This is a genomic window from Saccharothrix mutabilis subsp. mutabilis (genome assembly GCF_039521145.1).
Classification (GTDB): Bacteria; Actinomycetota; Actinomycetes; order Mycobacteriales; family Pseudonocardiaceae; genus Actinosynnema; species Actinosynnema mutabilis.
In genome coordinates this window covers 623,594-647,088 of record NZ_BAAABU010000001.1, presented here as the reverse complement: position 1 = coordinate 647,088, position 23,495 = coordinate 623,594, and the positions used below count along the sequence as shown (strand labels likewise).

General features: G+C 73.0%; 23 protein-coding genes. 11 read left to right on the top strand and 12 right to left on the bottom strand.

The features are described from left to right. The first annotated feature begins 153 nt into the window (after positions 1-153). On the top strand, positions 154-1,977 hold the full coding sequence (locus ABD126_RS02990) for a PIG-L family deacetylase (RefSeq protein ID WP_343932013.1): 1,824 nt from the start codon (positions 154-156) through the stop codon (positions 1,975-1,977). A 157-nt stretch (positions 1,978-2,134) separates the two neighbouring features. Here the strand turns inward: ABD126_RS02990 and ABD126_RS02985 are convergent, their stop codons facing one another. The 4 genes from ABD126_RS02985 to ABD126_RS02970 form a co-directional block, all read right to left on the bottom strand. After that, positions 2,135-3,100 (bottom strand): pirin family protein, encoded by a 966-nt coding sequence (locus ABD126_RS02985; RefSeq protein WP_343932012.1) that lies wholly within the window; start codon positions 3,098-3,100, stop codon positions 2,135-2,137. A 139-nt stretch (positions 3,101-3,239) separates the two neighbouring features. Then, positions 3,240-3,647, bottom strand: a complete 408-nt coding sequence (locus ABD126_RS02980; protein WP_343932011.1) for a VOC family protein — start codon at positions 3,645-3,647, stop codon at positions 3,240-3,242. Between the two features lie 10 nt (positions 3,648-3,657). Beyond that, entirely contained in the window at positions 3,658-4,032 is a 375-nt protein-coding gene (locus tag ABD126_RS02975; protein ID WP_425542728.1) for a helix-turn-helix transcriptional regulator, read from the bottom strand. A 356-nt stretch (positions 4,033-4,388) separates the two neighbouring features. Further along, positions 4,389-5,927 carry a sulfatase-like hydrolase/transferase gene (locus ABD126_RS02970; RefSeq protein ID WP_343932010.1) on the bottom strand — a complete coding sequence of 513 codons (1,539 nt, stop codon included), beginning with the start codon at positions 5,925-5,927 and terminating at the stop codon, positions 4,389-4,391. A 100-nt stretch (positions 5,928-6,027) separates the two neighbouring features. Here ABD126_RS02970 and ABD126_RS02965 point away from each other — a divergent pair, with 100 nt between their 5' ends. Next, positions 6,028-6,699 carry a RibD family protein gene (locus tag ABD126_RS02965; protein ID WP_343932009.1) on the top strand — a complete coding sequence of 224 codons (672 nt, stop codon included), beginning with the start codon at positions 6,028-6,030 and terminating at the stop codon, positions 6,697-6,699. Here the strand turns inward: ABD126_RS02965 and ABD126_RS02960 are convergent. Next, positions 6,681-7,082: a DoxX family protein gene (locus ABD126_RS02960; RefSeq protein WP_343932008.1), complete on the bottom strand. Its 402-nt coding sequence runs from the start codon at positions 7,080-7,082 to the stop codon at positions 6,681-6,683. The genes ABD126_RS02965 and ABD126_RS02960 overlap by 19 nt on opposite strands. Further along, the gene (locus ABD126_RS02955; protein WP_343932007.1) at positions 7,075-7,815 is read right to left on the bottom strand and encodes a CDP-alcohol phosphatidyltransferase family protein; all 741 of its coding nucleotides are present in this window, start codon (positions 7,813-7,815) and stop codon (positions 7,075-7,077) included. The genes ABD126_RS02960 and ABD126_RS02955 overlap by 8 nt, the downstream gene beginning before the upstream one ends. A 33-nt stretch (positions 7,816-7,848) precedes the next feature. On the opposite strand from ABD126_RS02955, the gene ABD126_RS02950 reads away from it, so the two are divergent. Next, positions 7,849-8,808, top strand: coding sequence for a zinc-dependent alcohol dehydrogenase (locus tag ABD126_RS02950; protein ID WP_343932006.1), 960 nt, complete (start codon positions 7,849-7,851; stop codon positions 8,806-8,808). Further along, a complete protein-coding gene (locus ABD126_RS02945) occupies positions 8,805-9,479 on the top strand; it encodes a creatininase family protein (protein WP_343932005.1) in 675 nt (224 codons plus the stop codon). Before ABD126_RS02950 ends, ABD126_RS02945 begins: the two co-directional genes overlap by 4 nt. Here the strand turns inward: ABD126_RS02945 and ABD126_RS02940 are convergent. From ABD126_RS02940 to ABD126_RS02925, 4 genes are read right to left on the bottom strand one after another with little or no spacing between them, the layout of a single operon-like run. Next, entirely contained in the window at positions 9,408-10,283 is an 876-nt protein-coding gene (locus ABD126_RS02940; RefSeq protein WP_343932004.1) for a lysylphosphatidylglycerol synthase transmembrane domain-containing protein, read from the bottom strand. The two genes, ABD126_RS02945 and ABD126_RS02940, sit on opposite strands and share 72 nt — an antisense overlap. After that, positions 10,280-11,032, bottom strand: a complete 753-nt coding sequence (locus tag ABD126_RS02935) for a class I SAM-dependent methyltransferase (RefSeq protein ID WP_343932003.1) — start codon at positions 11,030-11,032, stop codon at positions 10,280-10,282. The genes ABD126_RS02940 and ABD126_RS02935 overlap by 4 nt, the downstream gene beginning before the upstream one ends. Next, positions 11,029-12,042: a glycosyltransferase gene (locus tag ABD126_RS02930; protein ID WP_343932002.1), complete on the bottom strand. Its 1,014-nt coding sequence runs from the start codon at positions 12,040-12,042 to the stop codon at positions 11,029-11,031. Before ABD126_RS02930 ends, ABD126_RS02935 begins: the two co-directional genes overlap by 4 nt. Continuing rightward, complete coding sequence (locus ABD126_RS02925; RefSeq protein ID WP_343932185.1) at positions 12,039-12,437, bottom strand: 6-pyruvoyl trahydropterin synthase family protein; 399 nt, start codon at positions 12,435-12,437, stop codon at positions 12,039-12,041. The genes ABD126_RS02930 and ABD126_RS02925 overlap by 4 nt, the downstream gene beginning before the upstream one ends. 75 nt (positions 12,438-12,512) lie before the next feature. Here ABD126_RS02925 and ribA point away from each other — a divergent pair, with 75 nt between their 5' ends. After that, a complete protein-coding gene (gene ribA, locus ABD126_RS02920) occupies positions 12,513-13,163 on the top strand; it encodes a GTP cyclohydrolase II (protein WP_343932001.1) in 651 nt (216 codons plus the stop codon). Positions 13,164-13,173: 10 nt separating this feature from the next. Here the strand turns inward: ribA and atpB are convergent, their stop codons facing one another. Next, a complete protein-coding gene (gene atpB, locus ABD126_RS02915; protein WP_343932000.1) occupies positions 13,174-13,941 on the bottom strand; it encodes a F0F1 ATP synthase subunit A in 768 nt (255 codons plus the stop codon). 179 nt (positions 13,942-14,120) lie between these two features. Between atpB and ABD126_RS02910 the strand changes: the two genes are divergently transcribed. The 6 genes from ABD126_RS02910 (at position 14,121) to ABD126_RS02885 (ending at position 21,879) form a co-directional block, all read left to right on the top strand. Next, on the top strand, positions 14,121-14,636 hold the full coding sequence (locus ABD126_RS02910) for a GNAT family N-acetyltransferase (protein WP_343931999.1): 516 nt from the start codon (positions 14,121-14,123) through the stop codon (positions 14,634-14,636). Between the two features lie 214 nt (positions 14,637-14,850). Continuing rightward, on the top strand, positions 14,851-15,597 hold the full coding sequence (locus tag ABD126_RS02905) for an AfsR/SARP family transcriptional regulator (protein WP_343931998.1): 747 nt from the start codon (positions 14,851-14,853) through the stop codon (positions 15,595-15,597). Between the two features lie 84 nt (positions 15,598-15,681). Continuing rightward, on the top strand, positions 15,682-15,873 hold the full coding sequence (locus tag ABD126_RS02900) for a DUF6229 family protein (protein ID WP_121218870.1): 192 nt from the start codon (positions 15,682-15,684) through the stop codon (positions 15,871-15,873). 6 nt (positions 15,874-15,879) lie between these two features. Continuing rightward, positions 15,880-18,714: a type 2 lanthipeptide synthetase LanM family protein gene (locus tag ABD126_RS02895; protein WP_343931997.1), complete on the top strand. Its 2,835-nt coding sequence runs from the start codon at positions 15,880-15,882 to the stop codon at positions 18,712-18,714. Next, positions 18,711-20,570, top strand: a complete 1,860-nt coding sequence (locus ABD126_RS02890; RefSeq protein WP_343931996.1) for an ABC transporter ATP-binding protein — start codon at positions 18,711-18,713, stop codon at positions 20,568-20,570. The genes ABD126_RS02895 and ABD126_RS02890 overlap by 4 nt, the downstream gene beginning before the upstream one ends. Continuing rightward, on the top strand, positions 20,563-21,879 hold the full coding sequence (locus tag ABD126_RS02885; protein ID WP_343931995.1) for an FAD-binding oxidoreductase: 1,317 nt from the start codon (positions 20,563-20,565) through the stop codon (positions 21,877-21,879). Before ABD126_RS02890 ends, ABD126_RS02885 begins: the two co-directional genes overlap by 8 nt. A gap of 634 nt (positions 21,880-22,513) precedes the next feature. On the opposite strand, the gene ABD126_RS02880 is transcribed toward ABD126_RS02885, so the two are convergent. After that, positions 22,514-23,473: a class I SAM-dependent methyltransferase gene (locus ABD126_RS02880; protein ID WP_343931994.1), complete on the bottom strand. Its 960-nt coding sequence runs from the start codon at positions 23,471-23,473 to the stop codon at positions 22,514-22,516. Positions 23,474-23,495: the final 22 nt, after the last annotated feature.

The following is a 23,495-nucleotide window of genomic DNA, read 5'->3' as shown; positions in this document are numbered from 1 at the left end:
CGAGTACCCCTGGGACTATCGCCGGCGGTCCCCACCCATTACCGACGCCGGGCACCCGTATTGCGTTGCTTTGTCCGTCCTGGTCGTCCCGGCCGCCATTGTGTCGGTAGCCTGTCCGGCGCCGGCACGCGGGGATGGGGGGCGGCGGTTCCGATGGCACGTGCACGACCTTTGGCGGTGTTCGTCGCGCTGGTGCTCGCGCTGGTCGTGGCCTGCGCCGAACCCGCGCACGAGCCGGCCGGCGCGACCGAGGTCGCCTACCTGCAGGTGGTCGCCCACCACGACGACGACGTGCTGTTCATGAACCCCGACGTGCGCGAGGCGGTCCGGTCGGGCAAGCGCGTGATGACGGTGTTCGTCACCGCCGGCGAGGCCGAGGCCGTCGACGCGAACGGCTACTCGGCGTCGCGCCAGGCCGGGGCGCGGGCGGCGTACGCGCGGATGGCGGGCGTGCCCGACGAGTGGGACGGCGCGGCGATGGACCTGGCCGGCGGCCGGGTGGGCGAGCGCTACACGCTCAAGGCGAAACCGCAGGTCGCGCTGGTGTTCCTGAACCTGCCGGAGGACGCGGACCCCCGCGCCGACGGCGGCCGGGGCGCGCTGCGGCGGCTGTGGCAGGACCGGGCGGGCGGCGTGGTCTCCGTGGACACCCTCACCCCGACCGGCGGCAGGATGACCGAGCCGTCCACCTACACCGGCAACGCCCTGATCCGCGTCCTGGTCAAGATCATGGACGGCTTCCGCCCCACCGTGCTGCGCGTGCAGGACAGCGACCCGGACCCGGACTACCCGCAGTGGCAGCCCTGGCACGACCACCCCGACCACGTCATGAGCGCCCGGTTCGCGGAGGAGGCGGCCCGCGTCTACCAGCGCTCACCGGACCGCCCGCGCCTGGTCGTGGTCGGCTACCGCGACTACAACACCGACCGCGCCCCGGTGAACCTGAGCCCGGACCAGCAGGCCGAGAAGCTCGCCGACTTCGCCGCCTACCAGGCCCACGACCGCTACGCGGGCGGCCACCCGTCCTACGACGCCTGGCCCCGCCGCATGTACTACCGCTGGGACCGGGGAACGGCCTGGGTGGGCAGGGCCGACGACGGCCTGCGCGCGTACGCGGCCCAGGGCCGCCGCCTGCTGGGCTGGCGCCAGGTCGGCTCGGGGTGGGAGCGCTTGGGGGACCTGGGGTCGCCGGGCGGCAAGCTGGCTTTCGGTCTGTCCGTGACGAGGGGCAGGCACGGCATGACGGTGTGCGGCCGGCGCCTGGACACCCGGGACATCCGGTGCCGGGACGACCGCGGCTGGCACTCGCTGGGCAGCCCCGACCCGGGCGACCGTCGCGTGGGCACACCCGCGGCGGCGGCGCACGGGGACGGCCGCGTGACCGTGTTCGTCCGGGACGCGGGTGGTGGCATCAGCCGGTCCGAGCAGGACGCCGACGGCCGCTGGGGCGGGTGGACCAGGCTGGGCGGGTCGGGCGTGGTGGACGGCTTGGCGGCCGTGACCGGCGCGTCCGGGGTGCCGGAGGTGTTCGGGACGACGGTGGACGCGGTGGTCCACTGGGCGGGGTCGTGGGACCGGTCCTACCCGTCCACGCCGCCGGCCGGTCCGCCGAGCGTGGCGGTCGGGCCGGACGGGACGCTCACCGTGGTGCACGCGGTCGCTCAGACGGGTGAAGTTGTTCGTACTGCCCGATCGGGTGGCGGCTGGTCGCCGCCGGTGCGCGCCCCCGGTCCGGGTGGGCCGGGGCAGCCCGCCGCGGTCCACGGCCGGGACGGGGTGGTGGTCGTCGGGCGGGACGCGGCGGGGGCGGTGTCGGTGAACGGCACGTCCGTGGGCGGGCAGCCGCTGGACTACCCGACGGCGGCGGTGGACGGGAACGGCCGGGTGGTCCTCCTGGCGATCGCCGCCGACGGCCGCCTGCACACGTCGGTGGAGCAGGACGGCGGACGGTTCACGCCCTGGCAGGCGGCGGGTTAGTCGGACGTGCCGGGGGCCAGGCGGGCGCGGGCGGCGGGTCGGCCGGGGCTGGGCGCGGGCGTGGGCGGCGGGGTAGCCGGAGTTGGGCGCGGGGCGGTGCGGGCGCGAGGGGTGTGGGCGCGGGGCGGTGCGGGCGCGGGGCGGTGCGGGCGGTGGGTTAGCGGGGGTTGCCGCGTGGGCGGAGGCGGCCGGTGGGTAGGGGTGGGGCGGGTAGGCGGGGGCCGGGGTAGCCCTCCACGCGGCCGAAGCGGTCCGACTCCGACTGCCACTCGTCGCGGAACCGGGCGATCTCGTCGTGCGTGCGGCCCACGAAGTTCCACCACATCACGATCTCCTCGCCGAACGGCTCGCCGCCCAGCAGGACCACGCGGGCCGGCTCGTCCGAAGGGTTGGTCAGGTGGAGGGCGTCCGCGCCGGTCGCCGTGCAGCCGAGTTCACCGCGCCCGAGGCGGGTGCCGTTGAGGGTGGGAGCGCCCTGGTCCACCAGGACGCCGTGCTCGTGGGCCGGGTTCACGGTCAAGGTCAGATCCGCGCGCGGGGCCAGGACCAACTCCGCGCCCAACAACGGGCTGAAGGTGTCCACCGGGGACGTCTCACCGCACAGGGTGCCCAGGAACACCCGCACCACCGCGCCCTGAACCTCGACGGGCTCGGGGGCGTGGTGCTGGAAGTTCCGCGGGGCGTCGCGGTGGCGGTCCGGCAGGGCGATCCACAGCTGGACGCCGTGCAGGACCGCGGTGTCCGCCGTGGACACCTCGGAGTGGCAGATGCCGGCGCCACCGGTCATCAGGTTCAGCTCGCCGGGGCGGACCACGGCGTGCACGCCCAGGCTGTCCCGGTGTTCGATCTCGCCGGTGAACAGCCAACTCGCCGTTTGCAGACCGGTGTGGGGGTGCGGGGCGACGTCCATGCCGCCGGTCCGCGACACGTCGTCGGGACCGTAGTGGTCGGCGAAGCACCACGCGCCGATCATGGTCCGGTCGCGTTGGGGCAGCGTGCGGCGGACCGACATCGCCCGGGGACCGCCCAGCGGCACGTCGCGCGGCGTCAGGACCTCCACCGGCCGGTGCGCCGACGTGCTGCCGCACACCAGTTCAACCGGTGCCGCTTCGACGTTGCTCATGATCGGACCACGCGCATGATGCCGATCAGCCCATCGTAGAGAAAGTGCGGTGATGCGTTGGCGGCTCGCCGACGCCAACCCCGCCCGGGTTCGTGGCGTCGGAGCGGGGGGAAGGGCCCGTTCCGGCGGGCCCTTCGCGCTACTTCTGGTTGATCCGCAGCATGTTGCCGGACGGGTCGCGGAACGCGCAGTCCCGGACGCCGTAGGGCTGGTCCATCGGCTCCTGGAGGACCTCGCCACCGGCCGCGCGGACCCGTTCGAAGGTCGCGTCGACGTCGGAGGTCGTGAAGATCACCCCGCGCAGCAGGCCCTTGGCCAGCAGTTCGGCGGCGGCGTCCCGGTCGGCGGCGGTGGCGTTGGGCGTGGCGACGGCGGGTTCGAGCACGATGTCCAGGTCGGGCTGGTCGGGCGACCCGACGGAGACCCAGCGCATGCCCTCGAAGGAGACGTCGTTGCGCACCTCCAGGCCGAGGGCGTCCCGGTAGAAGGCGAGGGCCTTGTCGTGGTCGTCGACCGCGATGAAGCAGGTGGAAACCTTGATGTCCATGCCGGTCACGCTACGACCGGGGGTCGGGTTTCGCTTCTCCGTTCCTGATCGGTCGCAGGTACATCTTGGCGACGCACGCCGGGATCGCCGCCCCGTCCTCGTGGTCCCGGGCCCGGTAGGCGCTGGGGGACTCGCCGACCAACTCGGTGAACCGGGTGCTGAACGACCCCAGCGACGTACAGCCGACCGCGAAGCACACCTCGGTCACCGACAGGTCGCCCCGCCGGAGCAACGCCTTGGCCCGCTCGATCCGCCGGGTCATGAGGTAGCTGTAGGGCGTCTCACCGAAGGCGGCCCGGAAGCTGCGCGAGAAGTGGCCGGGGGACATGAGGGCGACCTTGGCCAGGGCGGGCACGTCCAGTGGTAGGGCGTAGTCCCGGTCCATGGTGTCGCGGGCGCGCCTGAGCCGGACTATGTCGTCCAACGGCACCCGAGCACGCTCTTTCACGCTCTTACGATCTCATAGGTGCGCCGGAGGGCTCTCAAGAGCGAAGAGCGAAAGATCAAAAGCTAAAAGCGGCGCTCGCCGCGCGGCAGGCCCCCGGGGGTGGAAGGGCGTCGGTTCGTTCCCCGTACGGCCTGCCGGAGGCAACCACGCTTCACCGTTCTTGGCAACCGGTGGAGCGTGGTTGCCAAGAACGGTGAAGCGTGGTTGGGCTGCGCCCAGGCCGTACGGGGAACGAACCGAGGCCCTTCCTGTGGCTTGGCAGCCCAGGGGAAGGCTTGGCGCGCTTCGTGTGGTTAGAAGGTGGCTAGGAAGTGGTTTCGGAAGGTGTCCATTGGCCATATCGGGCTTGACTGGGTGGGTCGCAGGCCGTTGGTCCAAGCCCAGTTGGCGGCTCGTTCCACCAATCCCGCGTCGCGGGTTACCAAGGTGATCGGGACGTCTCGGGAAGTGCTTGCGCCGGTCACCACGTGGGCCGGTTGGTGGTCGCCCAGGAACAGCAACACCAAGTCGTCATCCCCGTGCTCTTCCACGTAGGACACCAGCGCCTTGATCGAGTATTCCACCGACCGCGCGTAGTCGGCTCGGACCTCCCGCGGATCGCGGCTGAAGATCGTTTCCGGGGCCGCCTCGCCCGAGGTCATCTCGTTGTAGATGGAACCGTCGCCCAGCGCGTCCCAAGGGACCATTCGTGGCAGCGGGGACCAAGGTGCGTGCGACGTCACCAAAGGGATGGTGGCCATGACTGGGTCGTTGCCCTTCAATCGGGTGAACGCCGCCAAGGTGAACTGGTCCGGTGTTGTCGCGTACCCGAACCGTGGACCCCGGTACCCCAGTTCGTCGGCCGCGTACACGCAGTCGTAGCCGAAGAACGCGCCCTCCGGCCACGCCCGGGTGATGCCCGGCATGACGCCGACCGTCCGCCAACCCGCCCGCCGGAACGCCCCGTTCAACGTCAACCGGTCGCTGCCCACCAACGTCCGGTACCGCTGCTGGTTGTCCACCCACAGCCCGGACAACAGGGTCGCGTGCGCTAGCCAGCTCCCGCCGCCGGTCGTCGAGGACGTCAGGAACCCGCTGCGCGACTCGAACCCGACGGCACCCAGCCGCCGCGTGCCCTCGTCCAACACCCGTGCCACGCCGGGGTCGTCCACCGCGACCCGACCGTAGCTCTCCACGAAGACCACCAGGACGTCCTTGCCCCGCAACGAGGTCAGCAACCGGTCACCGGGGACGTCCCGGAACGCGTCGACCGACGCCGCCTCCGCGAACGCCTCCCGGTCGGCCAGCCCCGCCCGAACCTGCCGCGCGTGCTCGTAGACGAAGGCCGCCGTGCTGTCCGACGCCACCGGCGCCCCGGGCACGGCGAACGTGATCCACCCGACCGCCGACGCGGCCACCACCCGGGTCGTCACGAGCCGCCGCCGCACGGCGATCCGGCTCACCCGCTGCACCGCCAGCGCGGTGATCCCGACCAGGCCCAGGGCGACCGCCACCGCGCCCGCGACCGCCGCGACCGCCGCGACCGGCCCGGCCGTCACCGCCACGAAATCGACAGCCGGCTCGAACATCGGCCAGTCCAGCACCAGGTCGAACGGTCGGTACAGCACCAGGTCGAACCCGATGTCCAGCACCTTCACCACCGCGACGACCCCGAGCGCGACCCCGCCGACCCCGGCCACCGCCCACCGCCACCGGCCCGGCACGGCCAGCACGAGCATCACCCCGAGCAGGCCCTCCACCGGGACCCGCAGGAACGCGCTCGTCGTGAACTGGTCGAGGTCGCCCGGTGCGACCAGCGCGAACAGCACCAGCAGCGCCGCCGCCGCGCTCACGGGACCGCGCCTCGCGCGCCCCGCCGGCAAGAACTCGTCCACCTCCGGGACAACGCGAGACGGGTGCACCCGGTTCAGACCTTCCCCTACGGTGGGCCGCGTGACCCGCCCCCACGTCCTGCTCAGCGTCGCCGTCAGCGTGGACGGCTACATCGACGACGGGTCCGCCGACCGGTTCCCGCTGTCCAACGCCGAGGACTTCGACCACGTCGACCGCCTGCGCGCCGAGTCCGACGCCGTCCTGGTCGGCGCGGAGACCCTGCGCCGCGACAACCCGCGCCTGCTCGTCTACAGCGCCGACCGTCGAGCCGACCGGGCCGCGCGCGGCGCGCCCGAGTACCCGCTCAAGGTCACCGTCACCGGCAGCGGCGACCTCGACGCGGACCTCCTGTTCTGGCACTGCGGCGGGGACAAGCTCGTCTACACCACCGACCACGCCCGCCCGCGCGCCGTACGGGCGCTGGGCGACCTGGCGACCGTCGTCGCGCTCGGCGACCGCCTCGACTTCGGCCGCCTGGTGGACGACCTCGGCGCGCGCGGCGTCGGGCGGCTGATGGTGGAGGGCGGTGGGCGCGTGCACACCGCCTTCCTCGCCGCCGGGCTGGCCGACGAGGTCCGCATCGCCGTCGCGCCCCTGTTGATCGGCCGGGCCGACGCGCCGCGCTTCCTGCACCCGGCACGGTTCCCGGGTGGTCCCGCGCGGCGCTTCCACCTCGCCGACGTGACCCGGCTCGGCGACGTCGCCGTCCTGCGCTACTTCCCGAAGACCTGAGCCGCCAAGGCCTTCACCGTGTCGCGCCGCAGCACCGCGACCACCAGCGCGACCAGGCCCAGCACCGCCGGCAGCCGGGCGCCCTCCGCACTGTCCAGGATGAACAGCTCGGTCGAGACCGCGCCGACCATCACCCCGAACAAGCCCAGCGCCGCGACCCCGCACAGCCGGGGGAGCAGCAACCCCAGCGCGCCGGCGATCTCCAGCGTCCCGGTCACGTAGCGCAGCCACTGGCCGAAGCCGATGTCGTCGAACTTCTTCACGAACCCCTCCCCGAACAGCAGCCACCCGCTGTAGAGGAAGTAGGCGGCCAGCGCGAGCCGCAACGCCCACACGACGACGTTGCCCACCTTCACCGGAACCGACGCGGCCTGGTCAGACACGGGCACTTCCCTTCACCGGCGCGGCCCCCACGACCGCGCGAACCCTGTTCCGCCACAACCACCGCACGTCGCGGCCGAACGACCACACCAGGGCGGCCAGCGCCAGCGCCACCAGCGCCCACGCGAACGCCGTCACCCCGGCGGCGGCGACCACCAGCAGGACGCCCTGCAGCGCCGCCACGGTCTTGCGCGCGAAGCTCGGCGGCAGCTCCCCGCGCAACCACGGCGCCACCCACGACGCCGCCACGAACAAGTACCGCATCGCGCCGATCGCCAGCGCCCACGGCCCGAACACCAGCGCGGCGTGCACGCTGAGCACCAGGATCAGGAACGCGTCGACCTCCATGTCGAACCGCGCGCCCAACGCCGAGGCCGTGCCCGTCCGGCGCGCCACCCGACCGTCCACGAAGTCGCCGACCAACGCGACCGCCGCCAGGCCGACCACCACGGCGGGCGTGGCGGTCTGGTCGGCGACCAGGGCGGTCACCGCGCCCACCAGGAGGCCCCGGGCCAGCGTCACGCGGTCGGCGGGGCCCGGCGCGCGGACCCCGGCCCGCGCCATCGCCGCACCCAGCAGCACCCACGTGGCCAACCCGTAGGCCAGGCCGGCGAGCCAGCCCGCGCCGCCCAACCCGATCGCGCCGTCGAGCGCGGCGAGCAGGAGGACCTGGCCGCCCGCCCACGCGGCCCGTTCCGGGACGGCCGGCGCGGCGGTGTGCTGAAGTGTGCTCATCGTGCCCCTCGGTCGGTTTTCGGAGGTTGCTGGATGACACGCTCCGCGAGGGCGGTTTGGTTCACCGGACCGGGTGACAGCGAGATCCGCCCGGTGGACGTGCCCGACCCCGGGCCCGACGACGTGCTGGTCCGGACGCTGTTCAGCGGCGTCAGCCGGGGCACCGAGACGCTCGTCCTGCACGGCGGGGTGCCGGCCAACCAGCACGCGGTGATGCGCGCCCCGTTCCAGGAGGGCGACTTCCCGTGGCCGGTGAAGTACGGCTACCTCAACGTCGGCGTGGTCGAGCAGGGCCCGCCGGACCTGCTCGACCGGCCGGTGTTCTGCCTCTACCCGCACCAGACGCACTACGTGGTCCCCGCGTCCGCCGTGACCCCGGTGCCGCCGACCGTGCCGCCGGAACGGGCGGTGCTCGCCGGCACCGTCGAGACCGCCGTGAACGCCCTGTGGGACGCCCGACCGCTGGTCGGCGACCGGGTCGCGGTGGTCGGCGGCGGCATGGTCGGCTGCGCGGTGGCCGCCCTGCTGGCCGACTTCCCGGGCGTGCGGGTGCAGCTCGTGGACACCGACCCGGCCCGCGCGTCGGTCGCCGCCGCCCTCGGGGTCGGGTTCGCCGGGCCGGCGGACGCCCGCGCCGGCCTCGACCTGGTCGTGCACGCCAGCGCGGCCGAGGCGGGCCTGGAGACCGCGCTCGGGCTGCTCGCGCCGGGCGGCACGGTGGTGGAGCTGAGCTGGTACGGGTCGCGGCGGGTCGCCGTGCCGCTGGGGGAGCACTTCCACTCGCGGCGGCTGACCGTGCGCGGCAGCCAGGTCGGCGCCCTCGCCCGCCCGGACCGCACGTTCGGCGAGCGCATGGCCCTCGCCCTGGACCTGCTCGCCGACGCCCGGTTCGACGCGCTGATCAGCGGCGAGACCGCGTTCGAGGACCTGCCCGCCGCGCTGGCCCACCTGCCCGCGCTGTGCCGGCGCGTTCGGTACGGTGCCGGGACATGATCACCCTGGCGACGACCGAGGACGTCCGGGCGCGCGGCGCGGCGGTCGCGGTGCTCCCGGTGGGCAGCTTCGAGCAGCACGGCCCGCACCTGCCGCTGGCCACCGACACGATCATCGCGTGCGCCATCGCCCGGGGGCTGGCCGACGCCTACCCGGTCCAGCTGCTGCCGCCGATCACCATCTCCTGCTCCCACGAGCACGCCGACTGGCCCGGCACGGTCAGCATCTCGGCGCGCACCCTGCACTCGGTCATCATGGACGTGGCCGAGTCCCTGCGCGGTCTCCCGCTGGTCATCGTCAACGCCCACGGCGGCAACTACGTGCTGTCCAACGTGGTGCAGGAGTCGCGGCGGATGGCGCTCTACCCGACCTCGGCGGACTGGGCGGAGGCGCGCGCGGCGGCCGGCGTCGAGACCCCGTCGGCCACCGACATGCACGCCGGCGAGATCGAGACGTCGATCCTCCTGCACGCCCACCCCGAGGTCGTCCGCCCCGGGTTCGAGACCGCCGACCACGTCGCCGACGACCGGCGGCACCTGCTCACCACCGGGATGGCGGCCTACACGTCCTCGGGCGTGGTCGGCCGGCCGTCCCGCGCGTCAGCCGACAAGGGCCGGGACCTGCTCGCGGCGCTGGTCAGCGGCTTCGCGCGGCACCTGGCGACGCTGTAGCAGCGGGACGACCCCCGGCAGGCCCGCCGCGAACGCCAGCACCCCGTAGACCACGGCGGTGGTGACGCCGAGCGCCGCGCCCAGCCCGGTCGCGCCGAACGCCACCGCCAGGAACGCCTCGCGCGGCCCGAACCCGCCGACGTTGACCGGGATCGCCATCACCACCAGCGCCGACAAGGCCAACGGGACCAACTCGTCGAGCGGGGCCGACACCCCGGCCGTCCGGGCGGCGACCAGGAACAACGTGACGTGGCCGGCGGTGGTGGCGAGGGAGAACCCGACCACCCGTGCCGACAGCACCTCCCTGGCCCGCCGCCACAGGCCGAGCGCGACGATCCCCGCGACCACCCCGGCGACCAACACGGGCTGATCCGGCATCCCGGGCACGTCGACCGGCCACAGCGCCAGGGCGGCCACGGCGGAGACCACCAGCACGACCTGACCGGCGACCCGCTCGACCACGACGGCCCGCAGACCTCGCTTGACGTCCCCAGCCTTGCGTCCGTGCTCGACCGCCCGGTGCACGTCCCCGAGGACCCCGGCAGGCAGCACGGCGTTGAGGAACAGCCCCCGGTAGTAGTCGCCGACCGCCGTGCGGACCTCGATCGCCAACCCCATCCCGCGCGCCACCTCGCACCACCGCAAGGCGCTGAACAGCGTGGTCACGGCACCGATGAGCAGCGCCGCCCCGACCGACCACCACTCGACGGCCCGGACCCCGTCCAGGAACGCGCCCGCGCCGACCTTGGCCCCGAGCGCCCCCAGCACCACGACCGCCAGGCCGACCCGCACGACGCCTTTCACGGCACCGCCAAGAGGTCCACGTGGTGCACCACGGCCCGCGCCGCCTGCCGTCGCCGCCGGTACGCCTCCGCCTCGCCGGTCAGCCCGGGTTCCTGCTCGCACGCCGCCTCCACCCACCCGCGCAACCACTCCCGGCACAACGCGCCCGGCCCGAGCCGCCACGGACTGGGCCGGGTCTGCACCGACGCGCCCAGCCGTTCGAACGCCTCGACGGCCACCGCCGCCGCGTCCGGCCCCAGCAGCCCGTCGCGCCGCTGGTGGGCGTTGAAGGCGTCCCGGAAGCGGGCGTCGAGCGGCTCGGCCGGGTCCAGTTCGACCCGACCCACGACCGACAGCGTGAACAGCGCGGGCACACCGGCTCCGACGCAGGCGGCGGCCAACGCGTTCACCTGGTCGCGGGTGAGCAGGTCCAGCAACGCCGACGCGGTCACCAGCGACGCGCCCGCCAGGTCCGCCGCGCGCAACGCGGTCAGGTCGCCCAACCGCGTCTCGACCGACACGCCGCTCAAGGACGCACCCGCCAGGTCCAGCAGGCGCGGGTCGCGGTCGTGCAGCACCCAGTGCTGCGCGCCGCCGAGTCGCGCGGAGAGCCACCGCCCCATCGATCCCGTTCCACACCCCAGGTCACGGATGACGGGCACGCCGCGGTTCACCACCAGGGCACGCGCCCGGTCGGCGAGTTCGGTCGAACGTGCCGCCGCGTCGGCGTCTTCCCGCAGGGCCAGCCACTCGGGCGCGAATCCGGTCATGCGCGCAGACTAGCCAGCACCACCCCCACGCCCGTGACCGTTTCGTCCCAGGTGGACAGCTCCGCCCGCCGCGCCGACGCCGCCGCGCGCAGCCGTGCCCGCAGGTCGGCGTCCTCGAACCACCGGCGCAGCGCCGCGGACCACGCCGGCACGTCACCGCCGGGCAGCAGCAGGCCGCCGGTCCCCAGCGCGTCCGGCACCGCACTGGCCATGACCGGGATGCCGCGCGCCAACGCCTCGGTCACCACCATCCCGTACGTTTCGGCCCGCGACGCCAGCACGAACAGGTCGGCGGCGGAGTACCGCCGCTCCAACGCGTCCCCGGACAGCGGTCCCGTCCACTCGAACCGGTCCGCACAGGACCCCGCCGACTCCCGGACGGCGGCCGAGTACGCCGGATCCGGCGCGGGCCCGACGACCGCGCACGTCCACGGGTGGTCCGAAACCGCCGTCAGCGCTTTGATCAGCACGTCATGGCCCTTGCGAGGGGTGATCGACGCGACGGTGAGCAGCCTCGACACCCCGTCGGTGCCGGGCGCCACGGCTGTCCGGTCGACCCCGGGCGGCACCACGTGCACACGGGACAGCCCGTGGTGTTCGGCCAGGCGCGTCGCGGCGGCCGGGCTGGTGGCGATGACCGCCGCCACCGCGCGCAGGCACCGGCCCTCGGCGGCGTCCAGCCGGGCGGCCACCTCGGCGGGCAGTCCCGTTTCCGCGGCCAGCGGCAGGTGGACCAGGACGGCCACCTTGAGCCGCTCGGTGTGCGGCACCACGACTTCGGGGACGCCGCAGGCGACCAGACCGTCGATCAGGACGACCGCGCCGTCCGGAACGGCGCGCAGGGCCCGGTCCAGGGCGGCTCGGGCGTTGTCGTCGGGGTGCGGCCAGGTGCCGGGGACGAGCACGTCCCGCAGGCCCGAGCCGGCCGACACCCGCCGGTCGTAGGCGTTCCCGCCGCTGGGCGCGGCCGGGTCGTCCACGCCGGCGGGCAGCACGAACCAGCAGGTCACAGCGCCCGCTCGTAGCTCGCCCAGGCCACGTGCGACTCGTGCACGGTGACCTCGACCCCGCTGAGCCCGAGCGCTCCCGGGCCCAACGCGCCGGCGTGGACGCGGTCGGCGAGCCTGTCGGCGATGTGCCGGGCGAGGAACTCCGTCGAGGTGTTGATCCCGGCGAACTCGGGCACCTCGTCCAGGTTCCGGTAGTTCAGTTCCGCCAGCACCGCGCCGAGTTCGCGGGTGGCCAGTCCGATGTCGACGACGATGCCGTCCGGGTCGAGGTCGGGTCGTTTGAACCGGGCGTCCACCACGAACGTTGCTCCGTGCAGGCGTTGCGCCGGACCGAACACCTCGCCGCGGAAGCTGTGGGCGACCATCACGTGGTCGCGGACGGTGATGCTGAACAGGGTGACCTCCACGAGGTGAGCGGGTTACGGTGCAACCACGCCCGAGCGTAACGACCGCGCGGACGAAGGGACCGGATGCACGAGCAGGCTTTCCGCGACGAGGACGTCGCCGAGTCCGACCTGGTGACACGCAGGGGGACGTTCCGAGCCGTGGCGTTCCGCGCCGACGGCCACGAGCACATGGCCCTGGTGCACGGCAAGACGAGGATGCGGGAACACGTGCTCGTGCGCGTGCACTCGGAGTGCATGACCGGTGACATCTTCGGTGCGATGCGGTGCGAGTGCGGCGACCAGTTGGACGCCGCACTGGACAACATCGTCCGCGAGGGCAACGGGGTCCTGGTGTACCTGCGGGGCCACGAGGGGCGGGGCATCGGGTTGGTGGAGAAGGTCCGGACGCACGTCCTGCAGGACGAGCGCGGCCTGGACACCCTGGACTCCGCGACCGCCCTGGGCCTGCCGGTGGACGTGCGCGACTACACGGCGGCGGCACGGGTGTTGCGCCACCTGAGGGTCCGGTCGGTCCGCCTGATGTCCAACAACCCGGACAAGATCAAGGCGTTGGAGCACCACGGCATCCGGGTGACCGCCAGGGTCCCGTTGCTGGCCCCGCCGAACCCCCACAACATCGGCTACCTGGCGGCCAAGCGCGACCGCCTGGGCCACGACCTGCCCCAGCTCGACGGCGCCGCCGAGGCCGGGGCCCCCGGGCGGCTGTCGAGCTGACCGGCGGCGGTCAGTGGTCGGAGGCGAGGGAGCGGCTGATGTAGTGGGCGCTGAGCGTGGCGAAGATGTACGCCTGCAACACCTGGATGAACGCTTCGAGCAGGGTGATGCCGATCGCGAACAGGAAGCTGATCAACGACACCGGCTTGAGCAGCGGCCCCGCGTGCAGCAGCAGGAATTCGCCGCCCAGCACGAACACCATGACCAGCAGGTGGCCCGCGAACATCGCCGCGAACACCCGGATGGCCAACGTGAGCGGGTCGAAGAAGAATTTCAGGATGACTTCGGTGGGGATCAGCAGACCCCACAGCACCGGTTTCGGCACACCCGGCACGATGAACTGGTTGCGCAGGTAACCCTTCAAGCCGTGCCGCTTGATGCCCACGTAGTGGTACACCGGGAACACCAGCAGGAAAGCCAACGCCATCGGGAAACCGATGTGGGCCATCGTCGGGAACTGCACCAGCGGGACGATGCCGAAGATGTTGTTCACCAGCACGAAGCAGAACAGCGTGAGGATGAACGGCACGTACGGCTGGAAGTCCTGCGCGCCGATGCGTTCCCGCGCGATGGTGTTGCGGCCCAGGTCGTAGACCGACTCGGCGGCGAACTGGAACCTGCCCGGCACCAGCGCGAGCTTCCGCGTGGCGGCCAGGAAGAAAGCGGCGATGATCACCACCGAGAGCACGACGAGCACCATCGGTTTGGTGACCCACCCGAAGATCGCGGGTGGGAAGAAGTCCGCCACGCCGGGCGGTGTGAAGGTGTTGTCGGCCATTGGGCGTTCCCCCCGTCCAAGGTCTTGACGCGGACCTTACCGGATCTGCTTTCCTGCGGCGCAAGGGGGTTCGGCGGATTTCGCGAATGGCGATGGAAACCTCCCGCGGGGTGAGGTCCGCGAGATGTTTTCCATTCGCGGGGTAGAGTCGCGTTGGACCGACCGGGTGAACGAGGGGGATGGCTGTGGAGATCCGTCGGGGCGGCTTGGCCGACCTGGCGCCGGTGCTGGCGATGCTGGACGGCGCGGTGGAGTGGCTGGGCGCGCAGGGGCGCACGGGGCAGTGGGGGACCGAGCCGTGGTCCACCAACCCCGACCGGGTCGAGAAGATCACCGCCAAGCTGCGGGACGAGACCGTGTGGATCGCGGAGGTGGACGGGGAGCCGGCGGGCGCGCTGACCCACTCCGAGCGGCCGATGGAGTACGTGCCGCCGGTCGAGGAGCCGGAGCTCTACATCAGGCTGCTGGTGACCTCCCGCGAGCACGCGGGCAAGGGCGTCGGCAGCGCGCTGCTCGACCACGCCCGTGCGCAGGCGCGGGCACAGGGCGTCGACCTGGTCCGCGTCGACTGCTACGCGGGCGGTGACGGTCGGCTCGTGGAGTACTACAAGCGCAACGGTTTCCAGCCCGTGCAGACTTTCCTGGTCGGCGAGTGGCCGGGGCAGTTGTTGGCCGACCGGGTGGGACGCCGCTGAGTGACCGCGCGTGTACGCGGCGTTTTTGTTGCGGTACAGGGGTTTTCGACCCCGGTTGAGCCGTACGGCCACGGCGTGATGGGCCGGTCGGGTGCGCGGAAACCGTTGCCGCTTCGCGCATCCGCAGTGTCGGGACGCCCGGGGTCGCGCGCTGCCCGGAGCGGGCCGGATCGTCGCCAATCCTGGTGGGACCCGAGCGGTCTGAGGAGTGGCGATGGCGGTCCTGGTGTTGGGGCGGCCCGCGGTGCGGGGCGGTGGTGTCACGCGGCACCCGGCGCGGCGGATGGTGCGGATCCTGTTGGGGGTGCTGGCGGTCCGGGCCAACCGGGCGCTGCCGCTGGAGTGGGTGGTCGACGCGCTGTGGCCGGACAAGCCGCCGCCCTCGGCCGCCGCGAACGTCCGCACGCACCTGGCGGAGCTGCGCCGCATCCTGGCCAACCTCGCGCCCGGCGGGCCGTGCATCGTCACCTCCCGCGACGGGTACGTGCTGGCCGCCGCGCCGGACGCCGTGGACGTCACGCGGTTCCAGCGGCTGGTGCGGGAAGGGCGTGAGCTGCGCGCGCACGGCGAGAACGCCGCCGCCGCGCACTCGTTGGAGCACGCGGTGGGGTTGTGGCGCGGCCCGGTGATGGCCGGGTTGCCGGTGCCGGACGTGGTGCGCCCGGACGTGACCGTGCTGGAGGAACAACGGGTCTGCGCCATCGAGGACCTCGCGGAAGTCCGCCTGGCACTGGGGTTGCGGGCCGAGCTGGTCGCCGCGCTGGCGGGCCTGGTGGTCGAGTACCCGTTGCGGGAACGGCTGTGGCGGCTCCTGGTGGCCGCGCTGGCCGCGTCCGGTCGGCGCAGCGAAGCCCTGGCGGTGTACCGGCGGTTGGTCCGGGTGCTGGAGGTGGAGTTGGGCGTGGCGCCCAGCGCCGCCACGACGTCGCTGTACGAGGCGGTCCGCGACGGGCGCGCCTGACCGCCGGGCGACCACTTCCGCGTGTGCGCTCCCGTGTGCATCCCATTTCTACACTCGCCGCTCCTGTCCACGGAAGGAGTTCGGATGACGACCGCACTGCTCGAAAGCGCCGAGGAACTGGTGGCCCGCTGGCGCGCGGGGCTGGACGACGTCGACAACCCGGCCGGCCCGCTGTTCGCCAACGGCGAGTTCGCCGAGGGCGACATCGTGGCGTGCAACCCGCCCGGCAGCCGCTGTTCGTCCTGCACGGCGTCCCGTCCGGTGTACTGCTGCTGACCGGACATGACTGGTGACGAGGTCGGCGAACTCGACCGGACCCTGGATTGGCTGATCGGTCCCGCGGTGGACCGGTTGGCCCGCTGCCTGGCCGAGGTCGCCGACCTCGGCGCCGCCGAAGCGGGCGCCGTGCTCGCCGCGACCCGCGACGTGCTGCTGGACGTGGTGCGGCGCAAGGTGATCCGCGTGCTCGTGCTGGAACTGAACGCCGCCCGCGTCACCGGCCGGCTGCGCGCGCCGGACCCGGCGGGCCGCTGGTCTGAGTTCCTGGACACCGCCGCGCGGCCCGCGTTCTGGCACGACCTCACCCGCCACTACCCGAACCTGGTCACCCGCCTGCGCGCCACCGTCGACAACCGGGTCGACGCGATCCACGCGATGGTCCGGCGGTTCGCCGCCGACCGCCACCGCCTCGACGCGCTGCTGGGGGCGCGGGCGGGCGAGCTGCTCAAGGTGGAGTTCGGCGCGGGCGACAGCCACCACGGCGGCCACACCGTGACCCTGGTGCACTGCACCGGCGGCACGGTCGTCTACAAGCCCCGGCCGATGCGGGTGGACGAACGCCTGGCCGAGCTGCTGGCCGTGCTGACCGACGGCGACGAGCACCCGATCCGCGTGCCCGGGGCGCTGGTGCTCGACGGGTACGGCTGGGCCGAGCACGTCGCCCACCGGTACTGCGCCTCCGACGCCGAGCTGGACCTGTTCTACCGCAACCTGGGGCACTGGCTGGCCGTCATGCGCCTGGTCGCGGGCACGGACCTGCACGCGGAGAACATCATCGCCTGCGGCCCGGTGCCGGTCGTGGTGGACTGCGAGAGCGTCTTCACGCCCCGGCCGCCGCACCCGCCGACCGGCGCGGGCGAGGCCACCGACCTGGTCGCCGAGCAGCTCAACGGGACCGTGCTGCGCACCGGCCTGCTGCCCGGTCGCGGCGCGGGCCTGGGGTGGCGCGGCGTGGACGGCTCGGCGATGGGCGGCCTGCCCGGCGAGCAGCCCGACATCGGCCTGCCCGACCTGGTGGGCGCGGGCACCGACTCCGCGCGCGTGGCGATCGTGCCGTCCCAGCCGCCGCCGACCCGCAACCTGCCCAGCCCGCAACCCCACCTGGCCCGTCACTGGCCGCGCGTGGTCGCCGGGTTCGACGAGATGGCCGGCCGCATCACGGCGCTGGACGGGCAGGGCCGGCTGGAACCGCTGCTGGCCACGTTCGCCGACTGCGTGGTGCGGGTGATCGTGCGGGACACCGAGTCCTACACCGAGCTGGCGCGGATGCTGTGGCACCCGGCCGGCCTGCACGACCAGGACGCCGCCGAGCGCAAGGCACGGGCGCTGCTGGCGCGGCACTCGATCAACACGCGCGGGCCGGGCGACCCGGACGTGCACGCGGCCGAGGTCGCGGAGCTGCTGGTGGGCGACATCCCGGTGTTCACCACGACGCCCGCCGAGGGCTGGCTGCACACGCCGGGCGGCCTGGTGTGCGGTCCGCGGGTGGACCAGGTGGCGCTGGCCCTGCACAACTGGCGGACGGCGGACTTCGCGCTGGAACGCCGGGTCACGCACGCGGCCCTGGTCAGCGCCTACCTCAACCAGGGCGCCGAACCCGATCTCGGGCGCATGTCCGCGGGCGTCGCCGTGTCCGATGTGGACGTTCGGCGGCGGCGGTCGGCGGCGCGGTTGCTGGGCGAGCTGTCGGCGGAGGCGGTGCGCGGGAGTGACGGCACGGCCACGTGGTTCGCGCCGATCCTGGACCGGTCCGGTTGGCAGACCACACCGTTGACGCCGGACCTGTACGGCGGGACGTTGGGCGTGGCGGTGCTGCTCGCGGCGTACCGGCGGGAGGTGTCGGCGGGGCGCGCCGACGCCGTCGAGGGTGTGCCGGAACTGCTGGACGGCACCGTGCGCACGGCCCGGTTGACGCAGAAGTGGTGGGCGGCGCAGGCCGAGCACACGCGTCGGCGGCCCGACCCGGCGGGCGGGTACATCGGCCTGGGCTCGCAGCTCTGGTGCTGGCTGACCCTGGACCGGCTCGGGCTGGACTGCGTGGAGGACGCGCTGTTCCTGGCCCGGCAGGTGCCCGCCGCGCTGGACGCGAGCGAAGGTCCGGACCTGGTGGTCGGCACGGCCGGGGCGATCGTGCCGTTGCTGGCGCTGGCCGAGCGGACCGGCGATGCCCGGTGGACCGCGTTGGCGTTGCGGGCCGGCGACAAGCTCGCCGGGGACGCGGTGCGCGACGGGGGTGTCGTGCGGTGGCCCGCGCCGAACTTCCCGGGCGGCATCGGCGGGTTCGCGCACGGGGCGACCGGGATCGGGTGGGCGCTGGCCCGACTCGGCGCCGCGACGGGGGAGCGCCGGTTCGACGGGCTCGTGGAGGGCGCGGCGGCGTTCGAGGAGACCTGGTACAGCGCCGAGAGGCAAGCGTGGATGGACCCGCGCGAGCCGGACACCGTCGCGGCGGCCTGGTGCCACGGCGCGATCGGCGTGGGGCTGGCGGCGGCCGACGTGCCGGCGCTGGGCGAGCGGGACGTGCTGCGGCGGGCGGCGTCCTCGGCGTGGCGGGACGGCCTGGGCTGGACGCACACGCTGTGCCACGGTGACACCGGCGTCTGGGAGCTGCTCACCACCGCGCTGGCGGCCGGGGTCGCGCCAGAGGGGCTCGACCGGGCGACGCTGGACGCGACCGTGCTGGGCAGCCTGGAGGCCAACGGCGTCACCACGGGCCTGGCGCGCGAGGTGTACTCGCCGAGCATCATGTCCGGGTCGGGCGGGGTGGCCTACCAGCTGCTGCGCATGCACCCGGAGTGCGACCTGCCGTCCGTGCTGCTGCCGGGCGGGGCCGGATGAGCGAACCCGATCCGCGCGACGGCAACCTGGTCACCCCGCACTGGCAGCTCGACGACTCGGCGGCCACCCGGCGCGGCCTGCGCGGCGTGCCGGCGGCCACCTGGCCGGTGCTGGGCACGATCTGGCGGGCCGCGCCCGGTGCGGCGGTGGCGGTCGCGGTCATGCAGGTCGTGTCCGGGCTCGCGGCGGCGTTCGGGCTGTTCGCGACCACCGGCGTGCTGACGCAGCTGCTGGCGTCCGGGCCGACGACCGAGCGGGTGGTCGCCGCGCTGCCGGACCTGCTGCTGGTGGGTGCCGCGTTCGGGTTGCGCGGCGCGATGGACGTCGGCGTCGCGCTCGCCCACGCCCGGATCACGCCGTCGGTGCGGCGCGTCGCCGAGGAACGCCTGTACGCGGCGAGCCTGGGCGCGGACCTGGCGGCGTTCGACGACTCCGAGTTCTACGACCGGATGCACCGCGCCCGTGACCGGGGGCTGTTCTTCCTGGAACGCGCGGCGGACAACCTGGTCGAGCTGGTCGGGTCGGTGATCGGGATCGCGGCGGCGGCGGGCAGCCTGGCGTTGCTGCACCCCGTGCTGCTGCCGGTGCTGTTGCTGGCGGTGCTGCCGGACGGGTGGGCGGTGCAGCGGGCGGCGCGGTTGGCGTACGCGAGCGTGGGCCGCACGGTCGTGCTGGACCGGCGGGTGCAGATGGTGTCCGACCTGGCGACCGAACGGGAGCCTGCCGCGGAGATCCGGGCGTACCAGGCGGAACCGTTCGTGCTGGACGAGTACCGGGTCGCGGCGGACCCGTTGCGCGACGAGGACGTCCGGCTGGCGACCGCGCAGGCACGGGTGCGCGGGGTCGGGCGGGCGCTGGCCGGGCTGGGGCTGGCGGTGACCTACGTGGTGCTGGGGCTGCTGGTGCGCTACGAGTGGGTGCCGTTGGCCGTGGCGGGAACGGCGGTGATCGCGATCCGGGTGGCGACGACCGCGCTCAACCGGTTGGTGCTGGCGGCGAACCAGTTGGTGGAGCAGGGCATGTACGTCGCCGATTACCAGGAGTTCTTGGCCTCGGCGCGGCGTCCGGCGGATCGGCCCGAGGTGGGCCTGGACCCGAGCCGGGTGCGCTTGGAGGGTGTTTCGTTCTCCTATCCGGGAAGTGGGCGTGTTGCGGTCGACGGCATCACGTTGAGCATCGAGCCGGGGGAGACCGTGGCCCTGGTCGGGGAGAACGGTTCGGGGAAGACCACGTTGGCCAAGTTGATCGCCGGTCTCTACGCCCCGACGGCCGGTCGGGTGCTGTGGGGTGCGCAGGACATCGCGGAGGCCGACCGGTCGAGCGTGGCGTCCCAGGTGATGATGGTGTTGCAGGACCCGGTCCGCTGGCCCCACACCGCGCGCGTGAACGTCCGCGTCGGGCGGCATTCGCGGGTGGACCCGGACGGGGTGGCGTTGAAGCAGGCGGCGGGCCAGGCCGGGGCGGACGTGGTGGTGGACGGGCTGCCCGCCGGGTGGGAGACGTTGCTGTCCAAGCAGTTCCGGGGCGGGGTGGAGCTGTCGGGCGGCCAGTGGCAGCGGTTGGCGGTGGCCCGCGGCCTGTACCGCGACGCGCCGCTGCTGATCTGGGACGAGCCGACCGCGCCCCTCGACGCCAAGGCGGAGTTCGCGGTGTACGAGTCGCTGCGGGCGCTGGCGGAGGACCGGACGGTCGTGCTGATCACCCACCGGTTGGCGAGTGTGCGGCACGCGGACCGGATCTTGTTGCTGCACGAGGGGAAGCTGGTCGAGCAGGGAACGCACGCGGAGTTGTTGGCGTCGGGTGGGCGGTACGCGGACCTGTACGAGTTGCAGAGCCGGATGTACGCCGATGCCTGAGCTGGTGTACCCGGGTGACGAGCGGTACGAGTCGTGCCGCAGCCAGTTCATCGGCCGTCCGGTGGAGGTGTTGCCGCGGGCGGTGGCGTTGTGCGAGGGGGCCTCGGACGTTGTCGAGGCGCTGGCGTGGGCGCGTGCCGAGGGGTGGCCGTTCGCCGTGCGCGGTGGTGGGCACAGCAATGCCGGTTTTTCGAGTACGAGTGGGTTGTTGATCGACCTGTCGCCGGGTGGTGCGGTCGAGGTGGCCGGGTCGTCGGTGACCGTGGGGGCCGGGGTGCGGGTTGGTGCGGTGGCGGCTGCCCTGGGGTCTCGGGTGTTGCCGGCCGGGTCGTGCCCGTCGGTGGGGGTGGTCGGCGCGGCGTTGGGGGGTGGGTTCGGAAGTCATGGGCGGTTGCACGGGTTGACGTGCGACTCGTTGCTGGGGGCGGAGGTCGTGCTGGCGGGTGGGGAGGTCGTGCACACCGATGACGAGCCGGAGCTGCTGTGGGCGTTGCGCGGGGCCGGGGGTGGGAACTTCGGGGTGGTGACCCGGGCGACTTTTCGGACGTACGAGGCGAGGCCGCGGGTGCACTTCCGGTTGGAGTGGCCGTTCGGGCGGGCGGCGGAGTTGATCCGGTGGTGGCAGGGCTGGGCCCCGTTCGCGGAGGACGCGATGTCGGCGGAACTGGTGCTGCTGTGCCCGCAGTACCCGGAGGAGGAGCCGGTGGTGCTGCTGGTCGGGGCCGGTCCCGCCGTGCCGGGGTGCCCGGAGCCGGTGGTCGCCGAGGTGGTGGCGGTGTCGGCCGAGGACGCCGGGGTGCTGCACGCGACCCCGTACTCGGCGGTGTCGCATGACCCGACCAGCATTCCGTTGGTGTCCGAGCGGCCGGGGATGTCGACGGCGAAGACCGAGTTCTTCGCGCGGCCGTTGCCGGAGGAGGCGGTGGCGGGCCTGCTGGGCCATTTTGTGGCGCGGCGGGCGATGGGCGAGTTGAGGGAGGTGTCTTTCACGCCTTGGGGTGGCGCTTACGCGCGGGCCGAAACCGGAGCTTTCGCTCACCGCACTGCTTTGTACTTGGTCAAACACACGGTTTTGGTGGGGCCGGGAGGTGCGGCCAAGCGCGCGGGCGAGGTGCTGGCTTGGCTCGCCACCAGTTGGAACATCCTCCACCCGTGGGGCACAGGCGGCGTCTACCCCAACTTCCCCGATCCGGACCTACCCGACTGGCTGACGGCCTACTACGGCGACCATGTGGAACGACTGAGGGCCGCGAAGCGCAGGTACGACCCGCAGAACGTGTTCCGATTCGCCCAATCGATCCCGCCGTAGGGCCTCGTGAGGTCACACCCCAACCCGGGCTTCTTGCTTGTGTCATCTCCGTATGGCCTGCCCGCAGGGCTACCACACTTTCCCGGGGTTGGGCCAAAAAGTTTTGCGAGGAACGAGCAAAAGTTTTTCGACCAACCCCGGGAAAGTGTGGTCGGCTCCGCCAGGCCATACGGAGATGACACAAGCAAGAAGCCCCCGCTCTTTCTTTTGCCATCTCCGGCGGCCTGCCCGCCGGCGAGGCTCTTTTGAGCTTTGAACTGAACGCTGACGCTCTCAAGCCCACGCTTCGCGGGTTCTCACGCGACGCGCTCCGCGCTCTCAAGCTCGAACGCGCTTCGCGCTTGGGAGCGCTTCGCGCTTGAGAGCGCGAAGTGCTTGAAAGCGTGAAGTGCTTGAAAGATCAAGAGCGCCTCGCCGGCGGGCAGGCCCCCGGGGGTGAAGGGCGTCGGTTCGTTCCCCGTACGGCCTGCCGGAGGCAACCACCCTTGGGTCTTCCCCGCAACCGGAAAAGCTGGTTGCGGGGAAGACCCAAGCGCGGTTGGGCTGCGCCCAGGCCGTACGGGGAACGAACCGAGGCCCTTCCTGTGCTTGGCAGCCCGCTGGGCCGCTTCGCGGCCGGGGTGGGCGTTTGCGGTCAGGTTGGTTTGGTGGCTGTGATCAAGGATTGGCCGGGGGAGGTGGTTAGGGGGTGGGTGGTGATGGTGGTCAGGCCGGCGGTGTGGAGCCAGTCTTCGATTTCCGTTGTCGGGTAGACCTGGCCGCCTTGCCCGTGGAACAGGTTGAGGCTGAAGACCCTCGCGAAGGCGTCGCCGGCTCGGTCCTCGCTGTGTTCGTCGTGTTCCAGGAGCACCACCGAGCCTCCTGGGCGCAGGGCGGCAGCCGCTCGGGTCAGCAGGGTTCGGTTCGCTTCGGCCGGGCGGCCGTGGACGACGTTGAACAGCAGGATGGTGTCGTGGTCGGCGCCCAGGTCCAGTTCGTCGTAGTCGCCGGGGCGGAGGGTGATGCGGTCGGTCAAGGCCGCGGCGGTTACCGCTTCCTCGCCCACGGCCAGGGCCTCGGGCAGGTCGATGACCGTGGCGTGCAAAGTCGGATTGGCCTTGCACAGGCGGATGGCGTACTTGGCGTGGCCGCCGCCTATGTCCAACAACGAACTGCCTGTGGGGACGTGGGTGGTCACCTCCGGGGCGATGCTGTCCGCGTGGCTGGACAGCATGCGTTGGAAGCGTTCCAACGTCTCCGGGCGGTCGGAGAGCCAGCCGTAGAAGTCCAGGGCGGGCTTGCCGGTGCGGATCGAGTCCTCCAGGCCGTCCCAGGACTCGAACAGCACCGTCGACCAGAAGCGGTCCACCTCGCTGTAGCCCTTGCCGGACAACCACTTCTCCGTGGGCGCGGTGTTGCTGTACGTGTCGCCCTCGCGTTCCAGGTAGCCGAAAGCCACCAAGGCCTCGGCCAGCAGGGCTGTGCCGCGCGGGTCGGTGTCTAGGGTGGTGGCCAGTTGGGGTGCCGTCAGGGGAGTGGGGGAGAGGGCCGCGAAGACGCCCAGGCGCAGGGCCGCGGCCATCGCGCGATAGCCCGCGGTGGCGATGAGGTCCACGAAGGACGGTGGGCCGTCGCCC

Bases quoted from the DNA above. Each gene is read 5' to 3' on its own strand.
- ABD126_RS02890 (WP_343931996.1), top strand. From the start codon at position 18,711: ATGAGCGAACCCGATCCGCGCGACGGCAACCTGGTCACCCCGCACTGG.
- ABD126_RS02900 (WP_121218870.1), top strand. From the start codon at position 15,682: ATGACGACCGCACTGCTCGAAAGCGCCGAGGAACTGGTGGCCCGCTGG.
- ABD126_RS02990 (WP_343932013.1), top strand. From the start codon at position 154: ATGGCACGTGCACGACCTTTGGCGGTGTTCGTCGCGCTGGTGCTCGCG.
- ABD126_RS02895 (WP_343931997.1), top strand. From the start codon at position 15,880: ATGACTGGTGACGAGGTCGGCGAACTCGACCGGACCCTGGATTGGCTG.
- ABD126_RS02955 (WP_343932007.1), bottom strand. From the start codon at position 7,815: ATGAGCACACTTCAGCACACCGCCGCGCCGGCCGTCCCGGAACGGGCC.
- ABD126_RS02950 (WP_343932006.1), top strand. From the start codon at position 7,849: ATGACACGCTCCGCGAGGGCGGTTTGGTTCACCGGACCGGGTGACAGC.
- ABD126_RS02905 (WP_343931998.1), top strand. From the start codon at position 14,851: ATGGCGGTCCTGGTGTTGGGGCGGCCCGCGGTGCGGGGCGGTGGTGTC.
- ABD126_RS02945 (WP_343932005.1), top strand. From the start codon at position 8,805: ATGATCACCCTGGCGACGACCGAGGACGTCCGGGCGCGCGGCGCGGCG.
- ABD126_RS02980 (WP_343932011.1), bottom strand. From the start codon at position 3,647: ATGGACATCAAGGTTTCCACCTGCTTCATCGCGGTCGACGACCACGAC.
- ABD126_RS02910 (WP_343931999.1), top strand. From the start codon at position 14,121: ATGGCTGTGGAGATCCGTCGGGGCGGCTTGGCCGACCTGGCGCCGGTG.
- atpB (WP_343932000.1), bottom strand. From the start codon at position 13,941: ATGGCCGACAACACCTTCACACCGCCCGGCGTGGCGGACTTCTTCCCA.
- ABD126_RS02975 (WP_425542728.1), bottom strand. From the start codon at position 4,032: ATGGACCGGGACTACGCCCTACCACTGGACGTGCCCGCCCTGGCCAAG.
- ABD126_RS02985 (WP_343932012.1), bottom strand. From the start codon at position 3,100: ATGAGCAACGTCGAAGCGGCACCGGTTGAACTGGTGTGCGGCAGCACG.
- ABD126_RS02935 (WP_343932003.1), bottom strand. From the start codon at position 11,032: ATGACCGGATTCGCGCCCGAGTGGCTGGCCCTGCGGGAAGACGCCGAC.
- ribA (WP_343932001.1), top strand. From the start codon at position 12,513: ATGCACGAGCAGGCTTTCCGCGACGAGGACGTCGCCGAGTCCGACCTG.
- ABD126_RS02885 (WP_343931995.1), top strand. From the start codon at position 20,563: ATGCCTGAGCTGGTGTACCCGGGTGACGAGCGGTACGAGTCGTGCCGC.